17 protein-coding genes are annotated in these 17573 nt (G+C 58.3%); 6 read left to right on the forward strand and 11 right to left on the reverse strand.

Annotation, left to right across the window (positions count from 1 at the left end; translation table 11 throughout):
• Positions 1-74 precede the first annotated feature (74 nt).
• Complete coding sequence (locus CE636_RS28700) at positions 75-182, reverse strand: hypothetical protein (RefSeq protein WP_032426103.1); 108 nt, start codon at positions 180-182, stop codon at positions 75-77.
• Positions 183-216: 34 nt separating this feature from the next.
• Here CE636_RS28700 and CE636_RS11325 point away from each other — a divergent pair, with 34 nt between their 5' ends.
• Positions 217-777 (forward strand): DsbA family protein, encoded by a 561-nt coding sequence (locus tag CE636_RS11325; protein ID WP_004150918.1) that lies wholly within the window; start codon positions 217-219, stop codon positions 775-777.
• 47 nt (positions 778-824) lie between these two features.
• The gene (yghU, locus tag CE636_RS11330; protein WP_002916742.1) at positions 825-1691 is read left to right on the forward strand and encodes a glutathione-dependent disulfide-bond oxidoreductase; all 867 of its coding nucleotides are present in this window, start codon (positions 825-827) and stop codon (positions 1689-1691) included.
• A gap of 35 nt (positions 1692-1726) precedes the next feature.
• Here yghU and CE636_RS11335 read toward each other — a convergent pair whose 3' ends face one another.
• From CE636_RS11335 to exbB, 5 genes are all read right to left on the reverse strand, one after another.
• Positions 1727-2014 (reverse strand): DUF2623 family protein, encoded by a 288-nt coding sequence (locus CE636_RS11335; RefSeq protein WP_017899756.1) that lies wholly within the window; start codon positions 2012-2014, stop codon positions 1727-1729.
• A 78-nt stretch (positions 2015-2092) separates the two neighbouring features.
• A complete protein-coding gene (gene yghX, locus CE636_RS11340; protein WP_017899755.1) occupies positions 2093-2980 on the reverse strand; it encodes a YghX family hydrolase in 888 nt (295 codons plus the stop codon).
• Positions 2981-3101: 121 nt separating this feature from the next.
• Entirely contained in the window at positions 3102-3596 is a 495-nt protein-coding gene (locus CE636_RS11345; RefSeq protein ID WP_004105804.1) for a TIGR00645 family protein, read from the reverse strand.
• A 140-nt stretch (positions 3597-3736) separates the two neighbouring features.
• Positions 3737-4162 carry a TonB system transport protein ExbD gene (gene exbD / locus CE636_RS11350; protein ID WP_002916785.1) on the reverse strand — a complete coding sequence of 142 codons (426 nt, stop codon included), beginning with the start codon at positions 4160-4162 and terminating at the stop codon, positions 3737-3739.
• Positions 4163-4168: 6 nt separating this feature from the next.
• A complete protein-coding gene (gene exbB / locus CE636_RS11355) occupies positions 4169-4900 on the reverse strand; it encodes a tol-pal system-associated acyl-CoA thioesterase (RefSeq protein WP_004174395.1) in 732 nt (243 codons plus the stop codon).
• A gap of 250 nt (positions 4901-5150) precedes the next feature.
• Between exbB and metC the strand changes: the two genes are divergently transcribed.
• Both metC and yghB read left to right on the forward strand, forming a co-directional pair.
• Complete coding sequence (gene metC, locus CE636_RS11360; RefSeq protein WP_004205213.1) at positions 5151-6338, forward strand: cystathionine beta-lyase; 1188 nt, start codon at positions 5151-5153, stop codon at positions 6336-6338.
• Between the two features lie 131 nt (positions 6339-6469).
• Positions 6470-7129 carry a DedA family general envelope maintenance protein YghB gene (gene yghB, locus CE636_RS11365; protein WP_004205217.1) on the forward strand — a complete coding sequence of 220 codons (660 nt, stop codon included), beginning with the start codon at positions 6470-6472 and terminating at the stop codon, positions 7127-7129.
• A 51-nt stretch (positions 7130-7180) separates the two neighbouring features.
• Here yghB and CE636_RS11370 read toward each other — a convergent pair whose 3' ends face one another.
• Positions 7181-8080: an AraC family transcriptional regulator gene (locus tag CE636_RS11370; RefSeq protein WP_017899753.1), complete on the reverse strand. Its 900-nt coding sequence runs from the start codon at positions 8078-8080 to the stop codon at positions 7181-7183.
• A gap of 196 nt (positions 8081-8276) precedes the next feature.
• On the opposite strand from CE636_RS11370, the gene yqhD reads away from it, so the two are divergent.
• Positions 8277-9440: an alcohol dehydrogenase gene (yqhD, locus tag CE636_RS11375; protein WP_004205219.1), complete on the forward strand. Its 1164-nt coding sequence runs from the start codon at positions 8277-8279 to the stop codon at positions 9438-9440.
• Between the two features lie 144 nt (positions 9441-9584).
• The gene (gene dkgA / locus CE636_RS11380) at positions 9585-10412 is read left to right on the forward strand and encodes a 2,5-didehydrogluconate reductase DkgA (protein ID WP_004205220.1); all 828 of its coding nucleotides are present in this window, start codon (positions 9585-9587) and stop codon (positions 10410-10412) included.
• Positions 10413-10498: 86 nt separating this feature from the next.
• Here dkgA and CE636_RS11385 read toward each other — a convergent pair whose 3' ends face one another.
• The 4 genes from CE636_RS11385 to parC form a co-directional block, all read right to left on the reverse strand.
• Positions 10499-12772, reverse strand: a complete 2274-nt coding sequence (locus CE636_RS11385; RefSeq protein WP_072500773.1) for a YgiQ family radical SAM protein — start codon at positions 12770-12772, stop codon at positions 10499-10501.
• Positions 12773-12805: 33 nt separating this feature from the next.
• A complete protein-coding gene (gene ftsP, locus CE636_RS11390) occupies positions 12806-14218 on the reverse strand; it encodes a cell division protein FtsP (protein ID WP_004205222.1) in 1413 nt (470 codons plus the stop codon).
• Positions 14219-14301: 83 nt separating this feature from the next.
• Positions 14302-15039, reverse strand: a complete 738-nt coding sequence (plsC, locus tag CE636_RS11395; protein ID WP_004205223.1) for a 1-acylglycerol-3-phosphate O-acyltransferase — start codon at positions 15037-15039, stop codon at positions 14302-14304.
• A 191-nt stretch (positions 15040-15230) separates the two neighbouring features.
• Positions 15231-17489: a DNA topoisomerase IV subunit A gene (gene parC, locus CE636_RS11400; RefSeq protein WP_004205224.1), complete on the reverse strand. Its 2259-nt coding sequence runs from the start codon at positions 17487-17489 to the stop codon at positions 15231-15233.
• Positions 17490-17573: the final 84 nt, after the last annotated feature.

Below are 17573 nucleotides of genomic sequence, written 5' to 3' on the forward strand. Positions count from 1 at the left end.
AGCCTGACCTCAAATTAATGCAGCCCGGGCAGTTGGCGAAACAAAACTCCCTCTTCTTATCCTGCCGCAGGCACTTACCAGACAGAGGTGTAACGATGATACCACTCATTCGTTTCGCTAATCGTGCCGTTAAGGAAAATAACCCTGCAGCCGGAAGCAGAAGTGATATCGTTATCGGTGATATAACAAAAAACAACGCAACATCAGGAGTCGACAATGAGCACACCCTCGCATCTGAATGCCCAACCGCTGGTCTGGGGACACGGCCCGCGGACGTTTGAGGTGTTCCTTGAGCCCACCTGCCCCTACTCTGTCCGCGCGTTTAATAAACTCGACGATCTGCTCGATGAGGTCGGCGCCGATAACGTCACCATCAAGATACGGCTGCAATCGCAGCCGTGGCATCTGTTCTCCGGGGTGATTGTCCGCTGCATCCTCGCCGCGTCCACCCTGCCGCATGGCAGAGAGCAGGCGCATAAGGTGATGCAGGCCGTGGCAGACCATCGGGAAGAGTTTGAGTTTACCGATCACTGCAGCGGGCCGAACATGAACGCCACCCCGCAGCAAATCATTGAACGCATTGAGCGCTACAGTCACGTGCTGCTGGGGGCCGCCTTTGCCCGCCCGGAGCTGCAGGACGTGATCAAATGGCACAGTAAATATGCCCGCCAGAACGGCATCCATGTCTCGCCGACCTTTATGGTCAATGGCCTGGTGCAGCCGGATCTGGGCAGCGGCGATGATGTCAGCGTGTGGGCCGCGCGGATTATGGCCTGAGGTCACCTGCTACACTTTTTGTACATCCACGAAAAAGGCAAACCAGCATGTCAGAGCAAAACTACCAGCCACCAAAAGTGTGGGAATGGAAGCAAAACAGCGGCGGCGCGTTCGCCAACATCAACCGTCCCGTTTCCGGCGCGACTCATGAACGCGTCCTGCCGGTGGGAACCCATCCGCTCCAGCTATACTCACTCGGCACGCCCAACGGCCAGAAGGTGACGATCATGCTGGAGGAGCTGCTGGCGTTAGGCGTCAGCGGCGCGGAGTACGACGCCTGGCTGATACGCATTGGCGAAGGGGATCAGTTTTCCAGCGGCTTTGTCGAGATCAACCCGAACTCGAAGATCCCGGCCCTCAGCGACCATTCCACCACGCCGCCGACCCGGGTATTTGAGTCCGGCAACATTCTTCTCTATCTGGCGGAAAAATTTGGTTTCTTCCTGCCGAAAGATCCTGCCGGTCGCACTGAAACCCTTAACTGGCTGTTCTGGCTGCAGGGCGCGGCGCCGTTCCTCGGCGGCGGCTTCGGCCACTTCTATAACTATGCGCCAGTGAAGATCGAGTACGCGATCGACCGCTTTACGATGGAAGCCAAACGCCAGCTCGACGTGCTGGACAAACAGCTCGCCCGCGGTCGCTATGTAGCCGGCGAGGAGTACACCATCGCCGATATGGCTGTCTGGCCGTGGTACGGCAACGTCGTGCTGGGCAATGTCTATAACGCAGCGGAGTTTCTCGACGCCGGGAGCTATAAAAACGTGCTGCGCTGGGCGCAGGATGTGGGCAACCGCCCGGCGGTCAAGCGGGGACGCATCGTGAACCGCACCAACGGCCCGCTCAATGAGCAGCTGCATGAGCGCCACGACGCCCGCGACTTTGACACCCAAACGGAAGATAAGCGCCAGGCGTAACGCTCTGACCCACCGGAGGCAACCGCCTCCGGTTGTTAGCTTTCCAGCCGATAGCCCGCCATAAAGTAGCGCATCGCGGTCGAGGAACCACTCTCTTTGAAGAAGTCCATCACCATATTTCTGTCAAGGCCGTAGCGACGGGTCAGGATCCCCGCCTCCCACGCGCTGAGCTGGCGGTCGCCGGTTTTTTCAAACATGCGATGCGAGTAACCAAGCACAAACCCGCGTTTATAGTCGGCGCAAAAATTCGCCGCATGCGCGGCGGTATCAGCATAGGATGCCTGTAGCCCCGCCATTAAGCCTTTGCCAAAATGATTTTCCATCAAGCTCTCCCAATCGTTATATAATAAATTATATAGCGTTTTTTTGAGCGAGCGGTAGTGCTATTTATGACGTTTGCGTTAGCGTAAATACTTATCAAACCATGCCAGCGTGCGTTGCCAGGCCAGATCCGCCGCAGCCCGATCGTAGCGCGGCGTAGAATCATTATGAAAGCCGTGATTCACGCCCTGATAGATATAGGCCTCGTAGACTTTATGGTGTTCCTTCAACGCCTGTTCATAGGCAGGCCAGCCTTCATTAATGCCGCTATCGAGGCCGGCATAGTGCAACAGCAGCGGCGCTTTAATTTTATCGACCTCCTTCAGCGGCGGCTGGCGGCCGTAAAATGGCACCGCGCAGGCCAGCTCCGGAATGGCGACCGCCGCCGCGTTGCTGACGCCACCGCCGTAACAAAAACCGGTGATACCGACCTTCCCCGTCGCCTGCGGATGCTTCGCCATAAACGCGACCGCCGCAAAAAAATCATTCATCAGCTTCACGGGATCGACTTTCTGCTGGAGCGCGCGGCCTTCATCATCATTCCCCGGATAGCCGCCGACGGAGCTCAGGCCATCCGGCGCCAGCGCGATATACCCCGCTTTCGCTACCCGCCGGGCGACGTCTTCAATATAGGGATTCAGGCCGCGGTTCTCATGTACCACCACAACGGCGGGCGCTTTATCGGCTATTTTCGTCGGCGTCACCAGGTAAGCCCGCACTTCGCCGTGGCCGTCAGGAGAGGGATAATGAATATACTCCGGGCGGATATCCGGGTCGGTGAACGGTACCTGCTCTGCCAGGGCATAGTCGGGCTTCAGCAGATTAAACAGCGCCAGCGCGGTCATCCCGCCGACGGCATATTTCCCCGCCAGCTGGAGAAACTCGCGTTTGCTGATTTTACCGTGGGCATAGTAGTCATAATACTCGAGCAGCTGCTGCGGGAAATCTTTGGCCGTTAATCGCGTCATCACCCTGCCTCCATTGTTTATCGCCTTTTAAGCAAAGCAGAAGCCCGGACATACGCCAGCGCAGTAAAGCAGAAACGGGGAGAAAAAAGCCCGGCAGCTGCCACCGCCGGGAGAGAAGGGATTAGTGTTTCACTTTGGTCAGACGATCGAGGTAGCCCATCACAAAGGCCGACAGCACGAAGGTCAGGTGGATAATCACGTACCACATCAGCTTATTGTCCGGGACGTTTTTCGCATCCATAAACACCCGCAGCAGGTGAATAGAGGAGATCGCCACGATGGAGGCGGCAACCTTATTTTTCAGCGAAGTCGCGTCCATTTTGCCCAGCCAACTGAGTTTTTCTTTACCTTCGTTAATATCCAGCTGCGAGACAAAATTTTCATATCCAGAGAACATCACCATCACCAGCAAACCGCCCACCAGGGTCATATCCACCAGCGACAGCAGGGTCAGAATCATATCCGACTCACTGACGCTAAAAATATGCGGCAGTATGTGGAAGATCTCCTGAAAAAATTTGATGGTCAGCGCAATCAGACCGAGCGAGAGGCCAAAATAAACCGGCGCCAGCAGCCAGCGCGAGGCGTACATAGCATTTTCCAGAAAGCGTTCCATAAGATCCTGTCAGTTAACAAAAAGAAGCGACATTATATCCCAGACAGATAACGTGATGGCAACGCCAGGCCAACACTTCGCTGGCAGACGACAATAAAAAAGGCCGGCGCGCGGCCAGCCTTTTCAGGAAAAGCATCGGGTTATTTGGCTTTGACGGTCTCTTCGCCCACCAGCCCGATCTTGAGATATCCCGCCTGATGCAGGGTATCCATCACTTTCATCATCGTCTCGTAATCGACGGTTTTATCCGCGCGGAAGAAGACGGTGGTATCTTTTTTGCCGGCGGTCAGGCTATCCAGGGCGTTAATCATATTCGCTTCGGTCACCGGGTCGTTGCCGAGGAACATGCTCTTATCCGCCTTCACCGACAGGTAGATAGGTTTTTCCGGTCGCGGTTGCGGCTGGCTGGAGGAGGCCGGCAGATTCACCTTCACGTCGACCGTCGCCAGCGGCGCGGCCACCATAAAGATAATCAGCAGAACCAGCATGACGTCGATAAACGGCGTCACGTTGATCTCATGCATTTCGCCGTTATCGTCCAGATTTTCATTAAGACGCATCGCCATAGCCGATCAACCTACCCGTAATTTCTGCGCGCTGCGCACCGGCTTCACGCCGCTGGCGCTGAGGTCCAGGTCGCGGCTTTGCAGCAGGAGTACCTGAGCGGCGACGTCACCGAGTGAGGCCTTATAGCTGCCGATCATGCGGGCGAAGATGTTATAGATGACCACCGCCGGGATGGCGGCGAACAGGCCGATGGCCGTCGCCAGCAGCGCTTCCGCGATGCCCGGCGCCACCACCGCAAGGTTGGTGGTCTGGGTCTGAGCGATGCCGATAAAGCTGTTCATGATGCCCCAGACGGTCCCGAACAGGCCAACGAACGGCGAAATGGCGCCGATGGTGGCCAGGTAGCCGTTGCCGCGCCCCATATGGCGACCGACGGCCGCGACGCGGCGCTCAAGGCGGAAACCGGTTCGTTCCTTGATGCCTTCATTGTCTTCGGCGCCGGCGGAGAGTTCGAGTTCGTTCTGCGCTTCATTGATAAGCTGGGTGGTGAGGCTTTTCGCCTCAAAGGCGCTGGCGATATCGCTGGCCTGATCGAGAGAGCGGGCTTCCGCCAGCTGCTGCTGTTCGCGTTTGAGGCGACGCTTACTGGCGAGGATTTCCGCCCCTTTGCCGAAGAAGATGGCCCAGGTGACGACTGACGCCAGAATCAGGCCAATCATCACCACCTTAACGACAATATCAGCATGATGATACATACCCCAAACGGAGAGATCCGCCTGCATCAAATTATTACCCACGCTCTATCTCCACGACGATAATCACAAAATCTGCCCTCAATAATATCAAAACGACATCGAATTGATAGTGGTTCTCATTAGTATTTACACTGTGCAGCAAATCACGTTTATTTTCCTTGCGCTTACGCAGTAAAAAAGTGGCTAACCGCGGGCCTGGTAAAATTTTCGCCTGTATCGGCAGCGCGCTGGTACAGAAAAGAAGAATCATGCTAGTTTAGACGTCCAGACGTATAAAAACAGGTTCATCAACATGGCTGATAAACATCTTGATACCGCGCTGGTCAACGCCGGGCGGAGCAAAAAGTACACCCAGGGCTCAGTGAACAGCGTGATCCAGCGCGCGTCATCGCTGGTTTTCGACACCGTAGAGGCCAAAAAGCACGCCACTCGCAATCGGGCCAACGGCGAGCTGTTTTACGGGCGTCGCGGCACCCTGACCCACTTCTCGCTGCAGGAAGCGATGTGCGAGCTGGAAGGCGGCGCCGGCTGCGCCCTCTTCCCCTGCGGCGCCGCCGCGGTAGCCAACACTATCCTGGCGTTTGTCGAGCAGGGCGACCATGTGCTGATGACCAATACCGCCTATGAGCCAAGCCAGGACTTTTGTACCAAAATTCTCGCTAAACTCGGCGTCACCACCAGCTGGTTCGATCCCTTAATCGGCGCTGATATTGCCCAACTTATTCGGCCGGAGACCCGCGTGGTGTTCCTGGAATCGCCCGGATCCATCACCATGGAAGTGCATGATGTGCCAGCGATTGTCGCCGCCGTGCGTCAGGTCGCGCCGGAAGCGATTATCATGATCGATAACACCTGGGCGGCGGGGATCCTGTTCAAAGCGCTGGATTTTGGCATTGATATTTCCATCCAGGCAGGCACCAAATACCTGATCGGCCACTCCGACGCCATGGTCGGCACCGCGGTGGCGAACGCGCGCTGCTGGCCGCAGCTGCGTGAGAATGCCTATCTGATGGGGCAAATGCTGGACGCCGATACCGCCTATATGACCAGCCGCGGCCTGCGCACGCTGGGCGTCCGCCTGCGTCAGCATCATGAAAGCAGCCTGCGCATCGCCGAGTGGCTGGCGCAGCATCCGCAGGTGGCGCGGGTCAACCACCCCGCCCTGCCCGGCAGTAAAGGCCATGAGTTCTGGAAACGCGATTTTACCGGCAGCAGCGGGCTGTTCTCGTTTGTGCTCAACAAGCGTCTCAACGACGCTGAGCTGGCAGAGTATCTCGACAACTTCAGCCTGTTCAGCATGGCCTACTCGTGGGGCGGCTTTGAATCGCTGATTCTGGCCAATCAGCCGGAGCAAATCGCTCACATCCGACCGGATGCGGAAGTCGACTTCAGCGGCACGCTGATCCGTTTGCACATTGGTCTCGAAAATGTTGACGATCTGCAGGCGGATTTAGCAGCGGGCTTCGCGCGTATCGTGTAAAGTGACAGTCAGTGGCAACAATAGCGGACGCTTTTTATCGGAGCGGCCGCTTTTGTTGCGCCCGGGATCAAGGTGCTCGGGTCTCTTCAGGAGTACACTAGTCAACAATACGGTACCACTTAGGAAAGTCCATGGTTGTCATTCAAGAGATTGTCGCCGCGCTGTGGCAACATGATTTTGCCGCACTGGCGAACCCTCATGTTGTGGGCGTTGTATATCTGGTTATGTTCGCGACCCTGTTTCTGGAAAACGGGCTGCTGCCTGCCTCCTTTTTACCTGGAGACAGCCTGCTGCTGCTCGCCGGCGCGCTGATTGCTAAAGGCGTCATGGACTTTGTGCCCACTATCGCCATTCTGACCGCCGCCGCCAGCCTCGGCTGCTGGCTGAGCTATGTACAGGGGCGCTGGCTGGGCAATACGCAAACGGTGAAAGGCTGGCTGGCGCACCTGCCGCATAAGTACCATCAGCGCGCCACCTGCATGTTTGACCGCCACGGTCTGCTGGCGCTGCTCGCGGGCCGCTTTCTGGCCTTTGTCCGTACCCTGCTGCCAACCATGGCGGGGATTTCCGGTCTGCCGAACCGCCGCTTCCAGTTCTTCAACTGGCTGAGCGCCCTGCTGTGGGTCGGCGTGGTCACAGGCCTCGGCTATGCGCTGAGCATGATCCCGTTCGTGAAACGTCATGAAGATCAGGTGATGACCTGCCTGATGATCCTGCCAATTGCCCTACTGCTGGCTGGCCTGCTCGGCACGCTGTTCGTGGTGATCAAAAAGAAATACTGCAGCGCCTGACGTTGACTGCCGGGGGGGCTGCGCCCGCCCGGCCTGCTCCCTCCCCCGGTCTTACATCCCCTGCATCATACGAATACGCGCGGCGTCTTCCCCGGGCGTCATCCCGAAGTAGCGCTTAAACTCGCGGCTGAACTGGGAAGGACTTTCATAGCCCACCTGTATCGCCGCCGCACTGGCCTTCATGCCGTCATGGATCATCAGCATGCGCGCCTTGTGCAAACGGTAGGTTTTCAGATACTGCAGCGGCGAAGTGCTGGTCACCGCTTTAAAATTATGGTGAAACGCCGACACGCTCATATTCGCTTCGGCCGCCAGCCGATCGACGCTGAGGTTTTCGGTGTACTGACTCTCGATATGCTTGAGCACGCGGCTAATCAGGCTGAAGTGGGTCTGCCGGCTGACCAGCGCCAGCAGCGCGCCGCCGCAGGGTCCCGTCAGCACATAGTAGAGGATTTCACGGACGATCTGCTTGCCAAGGATCCGCGCGTCCAACGGCCGCTCCATCACGTCGAGCAGCCGTTCAGCAGCGCACAAGATGTCCTCCGAAAGCACTGCGGAGTTTATCCCGCTGGAGGCAACGGCGGGCTGAAACAGCGGATCCTCGCCAATGTCCATCAGCAGCTCCTGCAGCTGCAGGATATCGACGTTCAGGCGCATCCCGGCCAGGGGCACCTCCGGGGTGGCAAAGGTTTCGCACTCGAAGGGCAGCGGTACGGTCAGCAGTAGATATTCGTTTGTATCGTAGCGAAACGTCCGCTCATTGATATAACCAATTTTATGGCCAGAAAAGAGAAAAACGATCCCCGGCTGGTACATCACCGGCATCCGCGGTCCCGGCTGCGTCCCGTACAGCAGCCGAACGTCAGGTAGCAGCGAACTTAACATTTCTTGCTTATCTTTCAGCTGGTTAACCTTCTCTGTCAGTGTCCGACATATCTCTGCGTGTTGCATTGCCACCGTCTCTCCCGATGTTTCTTCACCTATATATTGTGCGCAGGTCGCCGCGGATTCTCCAGCCATATGGAGAAATAGGCAAGACATAGGCAGAAATGTGCATTGAGGGGCAACGGCGCGAGGACCACAATAACCGTCATCGGGCAGCGGTATCGTCCCTGTCGGTAGTTTTACTCTTTGGAGGACCCAAGCAATGAATAATTTTGACCTGCATACCCCAACCCGCATTCTGTTTGGCAAAGGCGCGATTGAAAAGCTGCGTGAACAGATCCCGGCGGAAGCTCGCGTACTGATCACCTACGGCGGCGGCAGCGTGAAAAAAACGGGCGTCCTGGATCAGGTACTGACCGCCCTGAATGGCCTGGACGTCCTTGAATTTGGCGGCATCGAGCCGAACCCGTCTTACGAAACCCTGATGAATGCGGTGAAGCTCGCCCGCGAAGAGAAGGTCACTTTCCTGCTGGCGGTCGGCGGCGGTTCGGTGCTGGATGGCACTAAATTTATCGCGGCAGCAGCCCACTATGACGCCAACATTGATCCGTGGGAAATTCTGGAAACCTATGGCAGTAAGATCGCCAGCGCCATTCCAATGGGCTCGGTTCTCACTCTGCCGGCGACCGGTTCTGAATCAAACAAAGGGGCGGTGATTTCGCGGAAAACTACCGGCGACAAACGCGCGTTTATGTCTTCGCACGTTCAGCCGCAGTTCGCGATCCTCGACCCGGTCTACACCTATACCCTGCCGCCGCGCCAGGTCGCCAACGGCGTGGTTGACGCTTTCGTCCATACCGTCGAACAGTACGTCACCTACCCGGTTGACGGCAAAATTCAGGACCGCTTCGCCGAAGGCATTCTCCTGACCCTGATCGAGGATGGCCCGAAAGCGCTGCAGGAGCCGGAAAATTATAACGTGCGCGCCAACATTATGTGGGCCGCGACCCAGGCGCTGAACGGCCTGATCGGCGCTGGCGTGCCGCAGGACTGGGCAACGCATATGCTTGGCCACGAACTGACGGCGATGCATGGTCTCGATCACGCCCAGACGCTGGCTATCGTTCTGCCGGCGCTGTGGAATGAGAAGCGCGATACCAAGCGCGACAAGCTGCTGCAATATGCTGAGCGCGTGTGGCATATCACCGAGGGCTCCGACGACCAGCGTATCGATGCCGCCATCGCCGCGACGCGCCAGTTCTTCGAGCAGATGGGCGTGCCGACCCGCCTTTCCGATTACGGTCTCGACGGGAGCTCCATCCCGGCGCTGCTGGCGAAACTGGAAGAGCACGGCATGACCAAACTGGGCGAGCATCAGGATATCACCCTGGAGGTCAGCCGCCGTATCTACGAGGCTGCCCGCTAAGTTACCCCGCCTGATTCACCTCTCCTTACGTTAAACAAACGTCGGGGAGGGGTGTTTTTACTACCGTTTTTAGCTATTTCGTCCAGACTTAATGCTACCCCTCGGCGGATCCTGCTTCGCCGAGTTCATTAACAGGAGGAAGGCATGACACATCCAACCGTTATAAAACTACACGACGGCAACCTGATGCCGCAGCTGGGTCTCGGCGTGTGGAAAGCTGGCAACGAGGAAGTCGTCTCCGCCATTCATAAGGCGCTGGAAGTCGGTTATCGCTCTTTTGACACCGCCGCCGCGTACCAAAATGAGGCTGGCGTCGGCAACGCGCTGCAAAGCGCTGGCGTCAATCGCGATGAGCTGTTCATCACCACCAAGCTATGGAACGACGATCAAAAACGGCCGCACGAGGCGCTGAAAGAGAGTCTCAGCAAGCTGAAACTGGACTATGTGGATCTCTATTTAATCCACTGGCCGGTGCCGGCTATCGGCCATTACGTCGAGGCCTGGCAGGCGCTGATTGAGCTGCAGCAGCAGGGGCTGGCGAAGAGCATCGGCGTGTGTAATTTCCAGGTGCCGCATCTGCAGAAGCTGATTGATGAAACCGGCGTCGCGCCGGTGATCAACCAGATAGAGCTGCATCCGCTGCTTCAGCAGCGGCAGCTGCACGCCTGGAACGCCACCCACAAGATCCAGACCGAATCCTGGAGCCCGCTGGCCCAGGGCGGTAAGGGCGTCTTCGATCAGAAAGTCATCCATCAGCTGGCTGATAAATATGGTAAAACGCCGGCGCAGATTGTCATCCGCTGGCATCTCGACAGCGGTCTGGTGGTGATCCCGAAATCCGTCACGCCGTCGCGCATCGCTGAAAACTTTAACGTCTGGGATTTCCGCCTGGATAAAGAGGAGCTGGGTGAGATTGCGAAGCTGGATCAGGGCAAGCGTCTGGGTCCTGACCCGGATCAGTTCGGCGGATAACAGGTAAAAAAGCCGGGCTGCGCTGATGCGTGCCCGGCTTGAGAAACCACCCGGCCAGCGAAACGCAGCCGGGCGCAAAGTCAGGCTTAACGCCCGGCGACTTTACCCCGTTTGACGGGCTTTTTCGCCGTTGCGCCACCGTTAGAACGCTGATGCGCAATCGGCGTGTGCTTGGTCAGCGCCGGGCGGGTATGACGGTTCTGGCGACGCGCTTCGCGCATCTCATCCAGGGTCGGCGCCGGCACCAGGCAGTCGCGACGAGAGCCAATCAGGTGTTTCTTGCCCATCGTCTCCAGCGCCTGACGGATCAGCGGCCAGTTGGCCGGATCGTGGTAGCGCAGCAGCGCTTTGTGCAGACGGCGCTGTTTATCACCCTTCGGCACCACCACCTCTTCACTCTTATAGCCGATCTTGCCCAGCGGGTTTTTGCCGGTGTAATACATGGTGGTCGAGTTCGCCAGCGGCGACGGATAGAAGTTCTGCACCTGGTCGAGACGGAAGCGGTGCTTCTTCAGCCACAGCGCCAGGTTCACCATGTCTTCATCACGGGTCCCCGGGTGGGCGGAGATAAAGTACGGGATCAGATACTGCTCTTTACCCGCCTGCTTCGAATAGGTGTCGAACAGCTCTTTAAAGCGGTCGTAGCTGCCCATTCCCGGCTTCATCATCTTCGACAGCGGGCCCTCTTCGGTATGCTCCGGCGCGATCTTCAGATAGCCGCCGACGTGGTGGGTCGCCAGCTCTTTAATATAGCGCGGATCTTCGACCGCGATGTCATAGCGTACCCCGGAGGCGATAAGGATCTTCTTGATGCCCTTCAGCTCGCGGGCGCGACGGTAAAGGTTGATCGTCGGCTCATGGTTGGTATCCATGTGCGGGCAGATATCCGGGTAGACGCAGGAGAGACGGCGACAGGTCTGCTCGGCTCGTGGCGATTTGCAGCGCAGCATATACATGTTGGCGGTGGGTCCGCCGAGATCGGAGATCACGCCGGTAAAGCCCGGCACCGTGTCGCGAATGGCTTCGATCTCATTGATGATCGAATCCTCAGAACGGCTCTGGATAATGCGTCCTTCGTGCTCGGTGATCGAGCAGAACGAACAGCCGCCGAAGCAGCCGCGCATGATGTTGATAGAGAAGCGGATCATCTCATACGCCGGGATGCGCGCATCGCCATAGGAAGGATGCGGCACGCGCTTGTAGGGCAGCGCGAAAACGCTGTCCATCTCTTCGGTGGAGAGCGGGATTGCCGGCGGGTTGATCCAGATGTAGCGCTCGCCGTGCTTTTGCATCAGCGCCCGGGCGCAGCCGGGGTTGGTTTCATGGTGCAGAATGCGCGAGGCGTGAGCGTACAGGACCTTATCGCCTTTCACCTTCTCGAAGGAGGGCAGCAGCACATAGGTCTTTTCCCACGGTTTTGGCCGCGGCGGCTGCACGACAACGGCTTTAGCCTCGGCTTTTTTCGGGGCCACCGGTTTGTTGTCTGCACACGGCAGATCTTCACCATACGGGTGCGGGATGGGGTCGATTTTGCCCGGGGTATCCAGACGGGTGGAGTCAACGCCGCTCCAGCCCGGGAGGGCCTCTTTCACCATGATGGCGGTATTGCGCACATCGCGGATCTGATCGATGGTTTCGCCCATCGCCAGGCGATGAGCCACTTCCACCAGCGGACGCTCGCCGTTGCCGAACATCAGCATATCGGCCTTGGAGTCCACCAGCACCGAGCGGCGCACGGTATCGGACCAGTAATCATAGTGGGCGGTACGGCGCAGGCTGGCTTCGATGCCGCCGAGGATCACGGGCACATCTTTCCACGCCTCTTTACAGCGCTGGGTGTAGACCAGGGTGGCGCGGTCCGGACGCTTGCCCGCCACGTTGCCGGCGGTGTAAGCGTCATCATGACGCAGCTTACGGTCGGCGGTGTAGCGGTTGATCATCGAGTCCATGTTGCCGGCGGTCACGCCGAAGAACAGGTTCGGTTTGCCCAGACGCATGAAGTCGTCTTTGGTGTTCCAGTCCGGCTGGGAGATGATGCCCACGCGGAACCCCTGCGCTTCCAGCATACGGCCGCAGATGGCCATCCCGAAGCTCGGGTGGTCGACGTAGGCGTCGCCGGTCACCAGAATAATGTCGCAGCTATCCCAGCCAAGTTGATCCATCTCTTCACGCGACATCGGTAAAAATGGCGCAGGGCCGAAACAGGCAGCCCAGTATTGCGGCCAGGAAAAAAGGTCACGATCCGGTTGGATCAGGGATATTGCGCTCATATTGCTTCCGGGGAAAATGATAAAAAAATAACCAAAAGGGCGTGGATTATAAGCCGGAATGATAGTGGAAATGAAGGAGGATTTTCTCAAACCCTGACCGTATGCCGGCCAGGGTCGAAGAGATTATGGCGCAGGATTCACCAGCATCTGGCCAATCGAACCGCGGTCGGCCAGCTCCAGCGTCTGGCTCAGATACTGGAACGGGAAGTGCGGCCACGACGGCTGGGCGTAGTAGACCAGCAGTTCGACCTGCCCGTCGACCCACACGGTGTCCTTCCAGCCGCGGTCTTCCGGGAAAGGGGTCGAACCGTTGACGTTACGGATCTGGAACATTACCCCTTCAATATGGAACGACTGCGGGCGGTCGGCGCGCACTGTCCAGCGCTCCCAGGTCCCCTGCTGCGCCGTAATATCAATACGCTGCGGATCCCATAGCTGGCCGTTAATCCCTGGATCGTCGCCGAGGGTGATATCCCGGCTGCGGATCGGCGTACCGGAGAGCAGCTCGGTCGGCAGCAGACGCACCGGCAGACTGTCGGTGACCAGCGGCAGCAGCCCGGTCGGGCGCAGGGTCAGCACCAGCGTGGAGACCAGAATGCTGGACGGTTCAAAAAAGCCGCGGATACGGTCGACAATGCTCGCCGCTTCGCCGCAGGTAATGGACACTTCATCGCCGTTGGTCATATCGACCAGGATTTCACGCCGTTCCCCCGGCGCCAGCGACAGCTGCTTGAGCGAAACCGGCGCCGGCAGGAACCCCTGGTCGCCGGAAATGACATGCAGCAGTCGGCCATCGCTCATCTGTAGCTGATAGCGCCGGGAGTTGGAGGCGTTCAGCAGGCGCAGTCGCACCCAGCCGCGCGACACTTCGACATAGGGGCTCTGCACGCCATTGACCAGCAGCGTGTCGCCGACGAAGCCGCCGCTGCCCGGTTCGCTATATTCCGGCGTGCCGAAGTTATCCAGCCGTTTATCCTGAATTATCACCGGGAAGTCATCGACGCCATAGTGGTTAGGGATCGGCAGGTTCTTGCTCACCTCATCCTCCACCAGCCACATGCCGGCCAGACCGTTATAGACCTGCTTCGCCATCCGGTTCGGCGTATTGGCCTGGTACCACAGCGTCGCCGCACTCTGGCGGATCGGCAGCACCGGCGCCCAGTCGGCGTTCGGCGACATCATGCGCGCCGCGCCGCCGATCAGCGGGCCCGGCACCTGCAGGCCGCGGATGGTCATCGCGACGTTCTCTGTCAGACGGTTGCTGTAGATAAGCTTGACGTCGTCTCCGCTCCAGACGCGGATCGTCGGCCCCATATAGCGGCCATTGATCCCCCAGACGGGGGCGCGGGTGCCTGGCGTAAACGACCAGTGCGAACGCTGCAGCGTCAGAAACAGCGGCTGACCGCGACGGGATTCCAGCAGCGGCGGAACCGGCAGCGCAGGCTGCTGGCCGGCGGCATGGGCCTTCAGCGGCGCGGCGCCAGCGCACAGCGCTACGCCGGAAGCCTTAATAAACTGACGCCGACTGAGTGACATATTAACTCCATGACATACTGACAAATGAAAAAGGGAATTCGTTTCCCGCCAGCAATACGCGCGCGGTGGCGGCGTTTCCTGTCTTATTGCTTGCCGGCCGCTTCGCGCTCGGCCACTTCGTTGTCCAGCTCAGCGATTTTGGCGGCCATCAGCTCGCGGCAATGCGTCGCCAGCGCGCGCACGTTGTCTTTACCGAACTGGCTGGTATCCACCGGCGGCAGCATTTCCACAATCACCAGACCGTTGTTCCAGCGATTGAGCTTTATTTTATTCGATGTATTCGAGACACACACCGGAATAATCGGCACTCCGGCGGCAATAGCCGCGTGGAAGGCGCCGGTTTTAAACGGCAGCAGACCGCGGCCGCGGCTGCGGGTCCCTTCCGGGAACATCCAGAACGAAATTTTACGCTTTTTAAAGGCGTTAACGACCTCGGCAATGGTGCCGTGCGCTTTGGTTCGATTATTACGGTCAATCAGCAGATTACCGGTCAGCCAGTACAGCTGGCCAAAGAACGGGATCCACAGCAGGCTCTTTTTCCCCACGGTAACCGTCGGGGCCTGCACGATGTTAGACGCCGTCACCATATCATAGTTGTTCTGGTGGTTAGCGATGTAGATCGCGTTGCCATAGCTTTCCGCGTCGGCAGGTTTGCGCAGCTCCACCTTGAGGCCAAACACCGGGGATAAGCGGCCAAACAGATGGCCGAAAGTGGCAACGTGTTTTGGATTACGCGGGCTGAACAAGCAGTACAGACAGCCAAGTATGCACACCACGATGCAATAAATGACCACGAAAATTACTCGAAAAATGAATAGCATAGCTACCTCTAAAACCCAAACCGCTTAGAATTATTCGCTGCTGGCAGAAGGCAGGCTCACGAGTTCTGCGCAGGCCGGGACCGTTCTTCCTGGGTCCCTGATGATGGACATTGTTAATCGCAACGCCTGAATAAACAACGATTTTGCGGCATTTTTTCGCCTCCTCCCGTCAAAGACGGGAGGAGAAGCGCTTACTCTTCGCTATCGCCTGCCGCGGCGCGGCGCGGCGAGTCAATTTCAACACGGTCTATTTTCTGCAGCCCGCGCATCAGCGAACCGCGGCGGCCGCGCTCGCCGGTGACTTTTTGCAGCTCTTCCGGACGCAGTTTGATCTTCCGTTTGCCGACGTGAATGGTCAGCGTACTCTGCGGCGGCAGGACAAACAGATGTGCGAGACCGTCCTGTCCGGCGGCGGCTTCCGCCGCGGGAATGTTGATGATTTTGTTGCCCTTGCCTTTCGACAGCTGCGGCAGATCGCTGACCGGGAACATCAGCATCCGCCCGGCGGCGGTGATGGCCAGCAGCATATCGGACTCGTCCTCAATGACCAGCGGCGGCATCACATGCGCGTTGTCAGGCAGGGTGATCAACGCTTTACCGGCGCGGTTGCGCGCCACCAGATCGTTAAAGGTGCAGACAAAACCGTAGCCGGCGTCGGAGGCCATCAGCAGTTTCTGATCGTCGCCTTCCATCAGCATATGTTCCACGGTCGCGCCCGGCGGCAGCGTGAGCTTACCGGTCAGCGGCTCACCCTGGCCACGCGCCGAGGGCAGAGTAATCGGATCAATGGCATAGCTGCGCCCGGTGGTATCGATAAACACCACCGGCTGGTTGCTCTTGCCCTTCGCCGAGGCTTTCCAGCTGTCGCCCGCCTTATAGCTTAAGCCCTGGGCGTCAATGTCGTGCCCTTTGGCGCTGCGCACCCAGCCCATCTGCGACAGAACGATAGTCACCGGCTCAGACGGCAGCATGTCATGCTCGCTCATCGCTTTCGCTTCTTCACGCTCGTGAAGCGGCGAGCGGCGATCGTCGCCGAAAGCATCGGCATCGGCCTGCAGCTCTTTCTTCAGCAGATTGTTCATCTTACGTTCAGAGGCCAGAATCGCCTGCAGCTGATCGCGCTCTTTTTCCAGCTCGTTCTGCTCGCCGCGGATCTTCATCTCTTCCAGTTTGGCGAGATGGCGCAGCTTCAGTTCCAGAATCGCTTCCGCCTGGGTTTCGCTGATGGCAAAGCGCGACATCAGAGCTGGCTTCGGCTCATCTTCCGTGCGGATGATCTCAATGACTTCATCGATATTAAGGAACGCCACCAGCAAACCTTCGAGGATATGCAGGCGCTTAAGGACCTTCTCTAACCGGTGGTTCAGACGGCGACGTACGGTATCACGACGGAACACCAGCCATTCGCTGAGGATCTCCAGCAGGTTTTTTACCGCCGGGCGGCCGTCGAGACCGATCATATTGAGGTTGATGCGGTAGCTCTTCTCCAGATCGGTGGTGGCGAACAGATGGTTCATCACCTGCTCCATATCCACCCGGTTGGAGCGCGGGACGATCACCAGACGGGTCGGATTTTCGTGGTCCGATTCGTCGCGCAGGTCATCCACCATCGGCAGCTTTTTATTGCGCATCTGCGCCGCAATTTGCTCCAGAACTTTGGCGCCGGAGACCTGGTGCGGCAGCGCGCTGATCACTACCGCGCCGTCCTCTTTGCTCCACACCGCGCGCATGCGCACAGAGCCGCGTCCGTTCTGGTAGATTTTGCGAATTTCCGCCCGCGAAGTGATGATCTCCGCCTCGGTCGGGAAATCCGGCCCCTGGACGATATCCAGCAGTTCGTCGAGGGTCGTTTTCGGCTGCTCAATCAGCGTAATCGCCGCTTTCGCTACTTCACGCAGGTTGTGCGGCGGAATATCGGTCGCCATGCCCACCGCGATGCCGGTGGTGCCGTTGAGCAGGATGTTTGGCAGGCGCGCCGGCAGCATTTTCGGCTCCTGCAGCGTGCCGTCAAAGTTTGGCACCCAGTCGACCGTCCCCTGCCCCAGCTCGCTGAGCAGCAGCTCGGCATACTTCGACAGGCGGGATTCGGTGTAACGCATGGCGGCGAAGGATTTCGGATCGTCCGGCGCCCCCCAGTTCCCCTGGCCATCCACCAGCGGATAGCGATAGGAGAAGGGTTGCGCCATCAGCACCATCGCTTCATAGCAGGCGCTGTCGCCGTGCGGGTGATATTTACCCAGCACGTCGCCGACGGTGCGGGCGGACTTTTTGAATTTGGCGCTGGCGTTCAGCCCCAGTTCGGACATCGCATAGACGATGCGACGCTGGACCGGTTTTAAGCCATCGCCAATAAACGGTAATGCCCTGTCCATGATCACGTACATGGAGTAGTTCAGGTAAGCATTTTCCGTAAATTCATGCAGCGCAAGGCGCTCTGCCATATCGCTCATTAATCGTGGATCCTCAATCTGGGTACCGACCGTTCGGACGGCAAAACTACCCGCGATAATACCCGATCTCACGCCCTGAGTCAC

The sequence above is a fragment of the Klebsiella sp. LY genome, assembly GCF_004010915.1.
Classification (GTDB): domain Bacteria; phylum Pseudomonadota; class Gammaproteobacteria; order Enterobacterales; family Enterobacteriaceae; genus Klebsiella; species Klebsiella quasipneumoniae.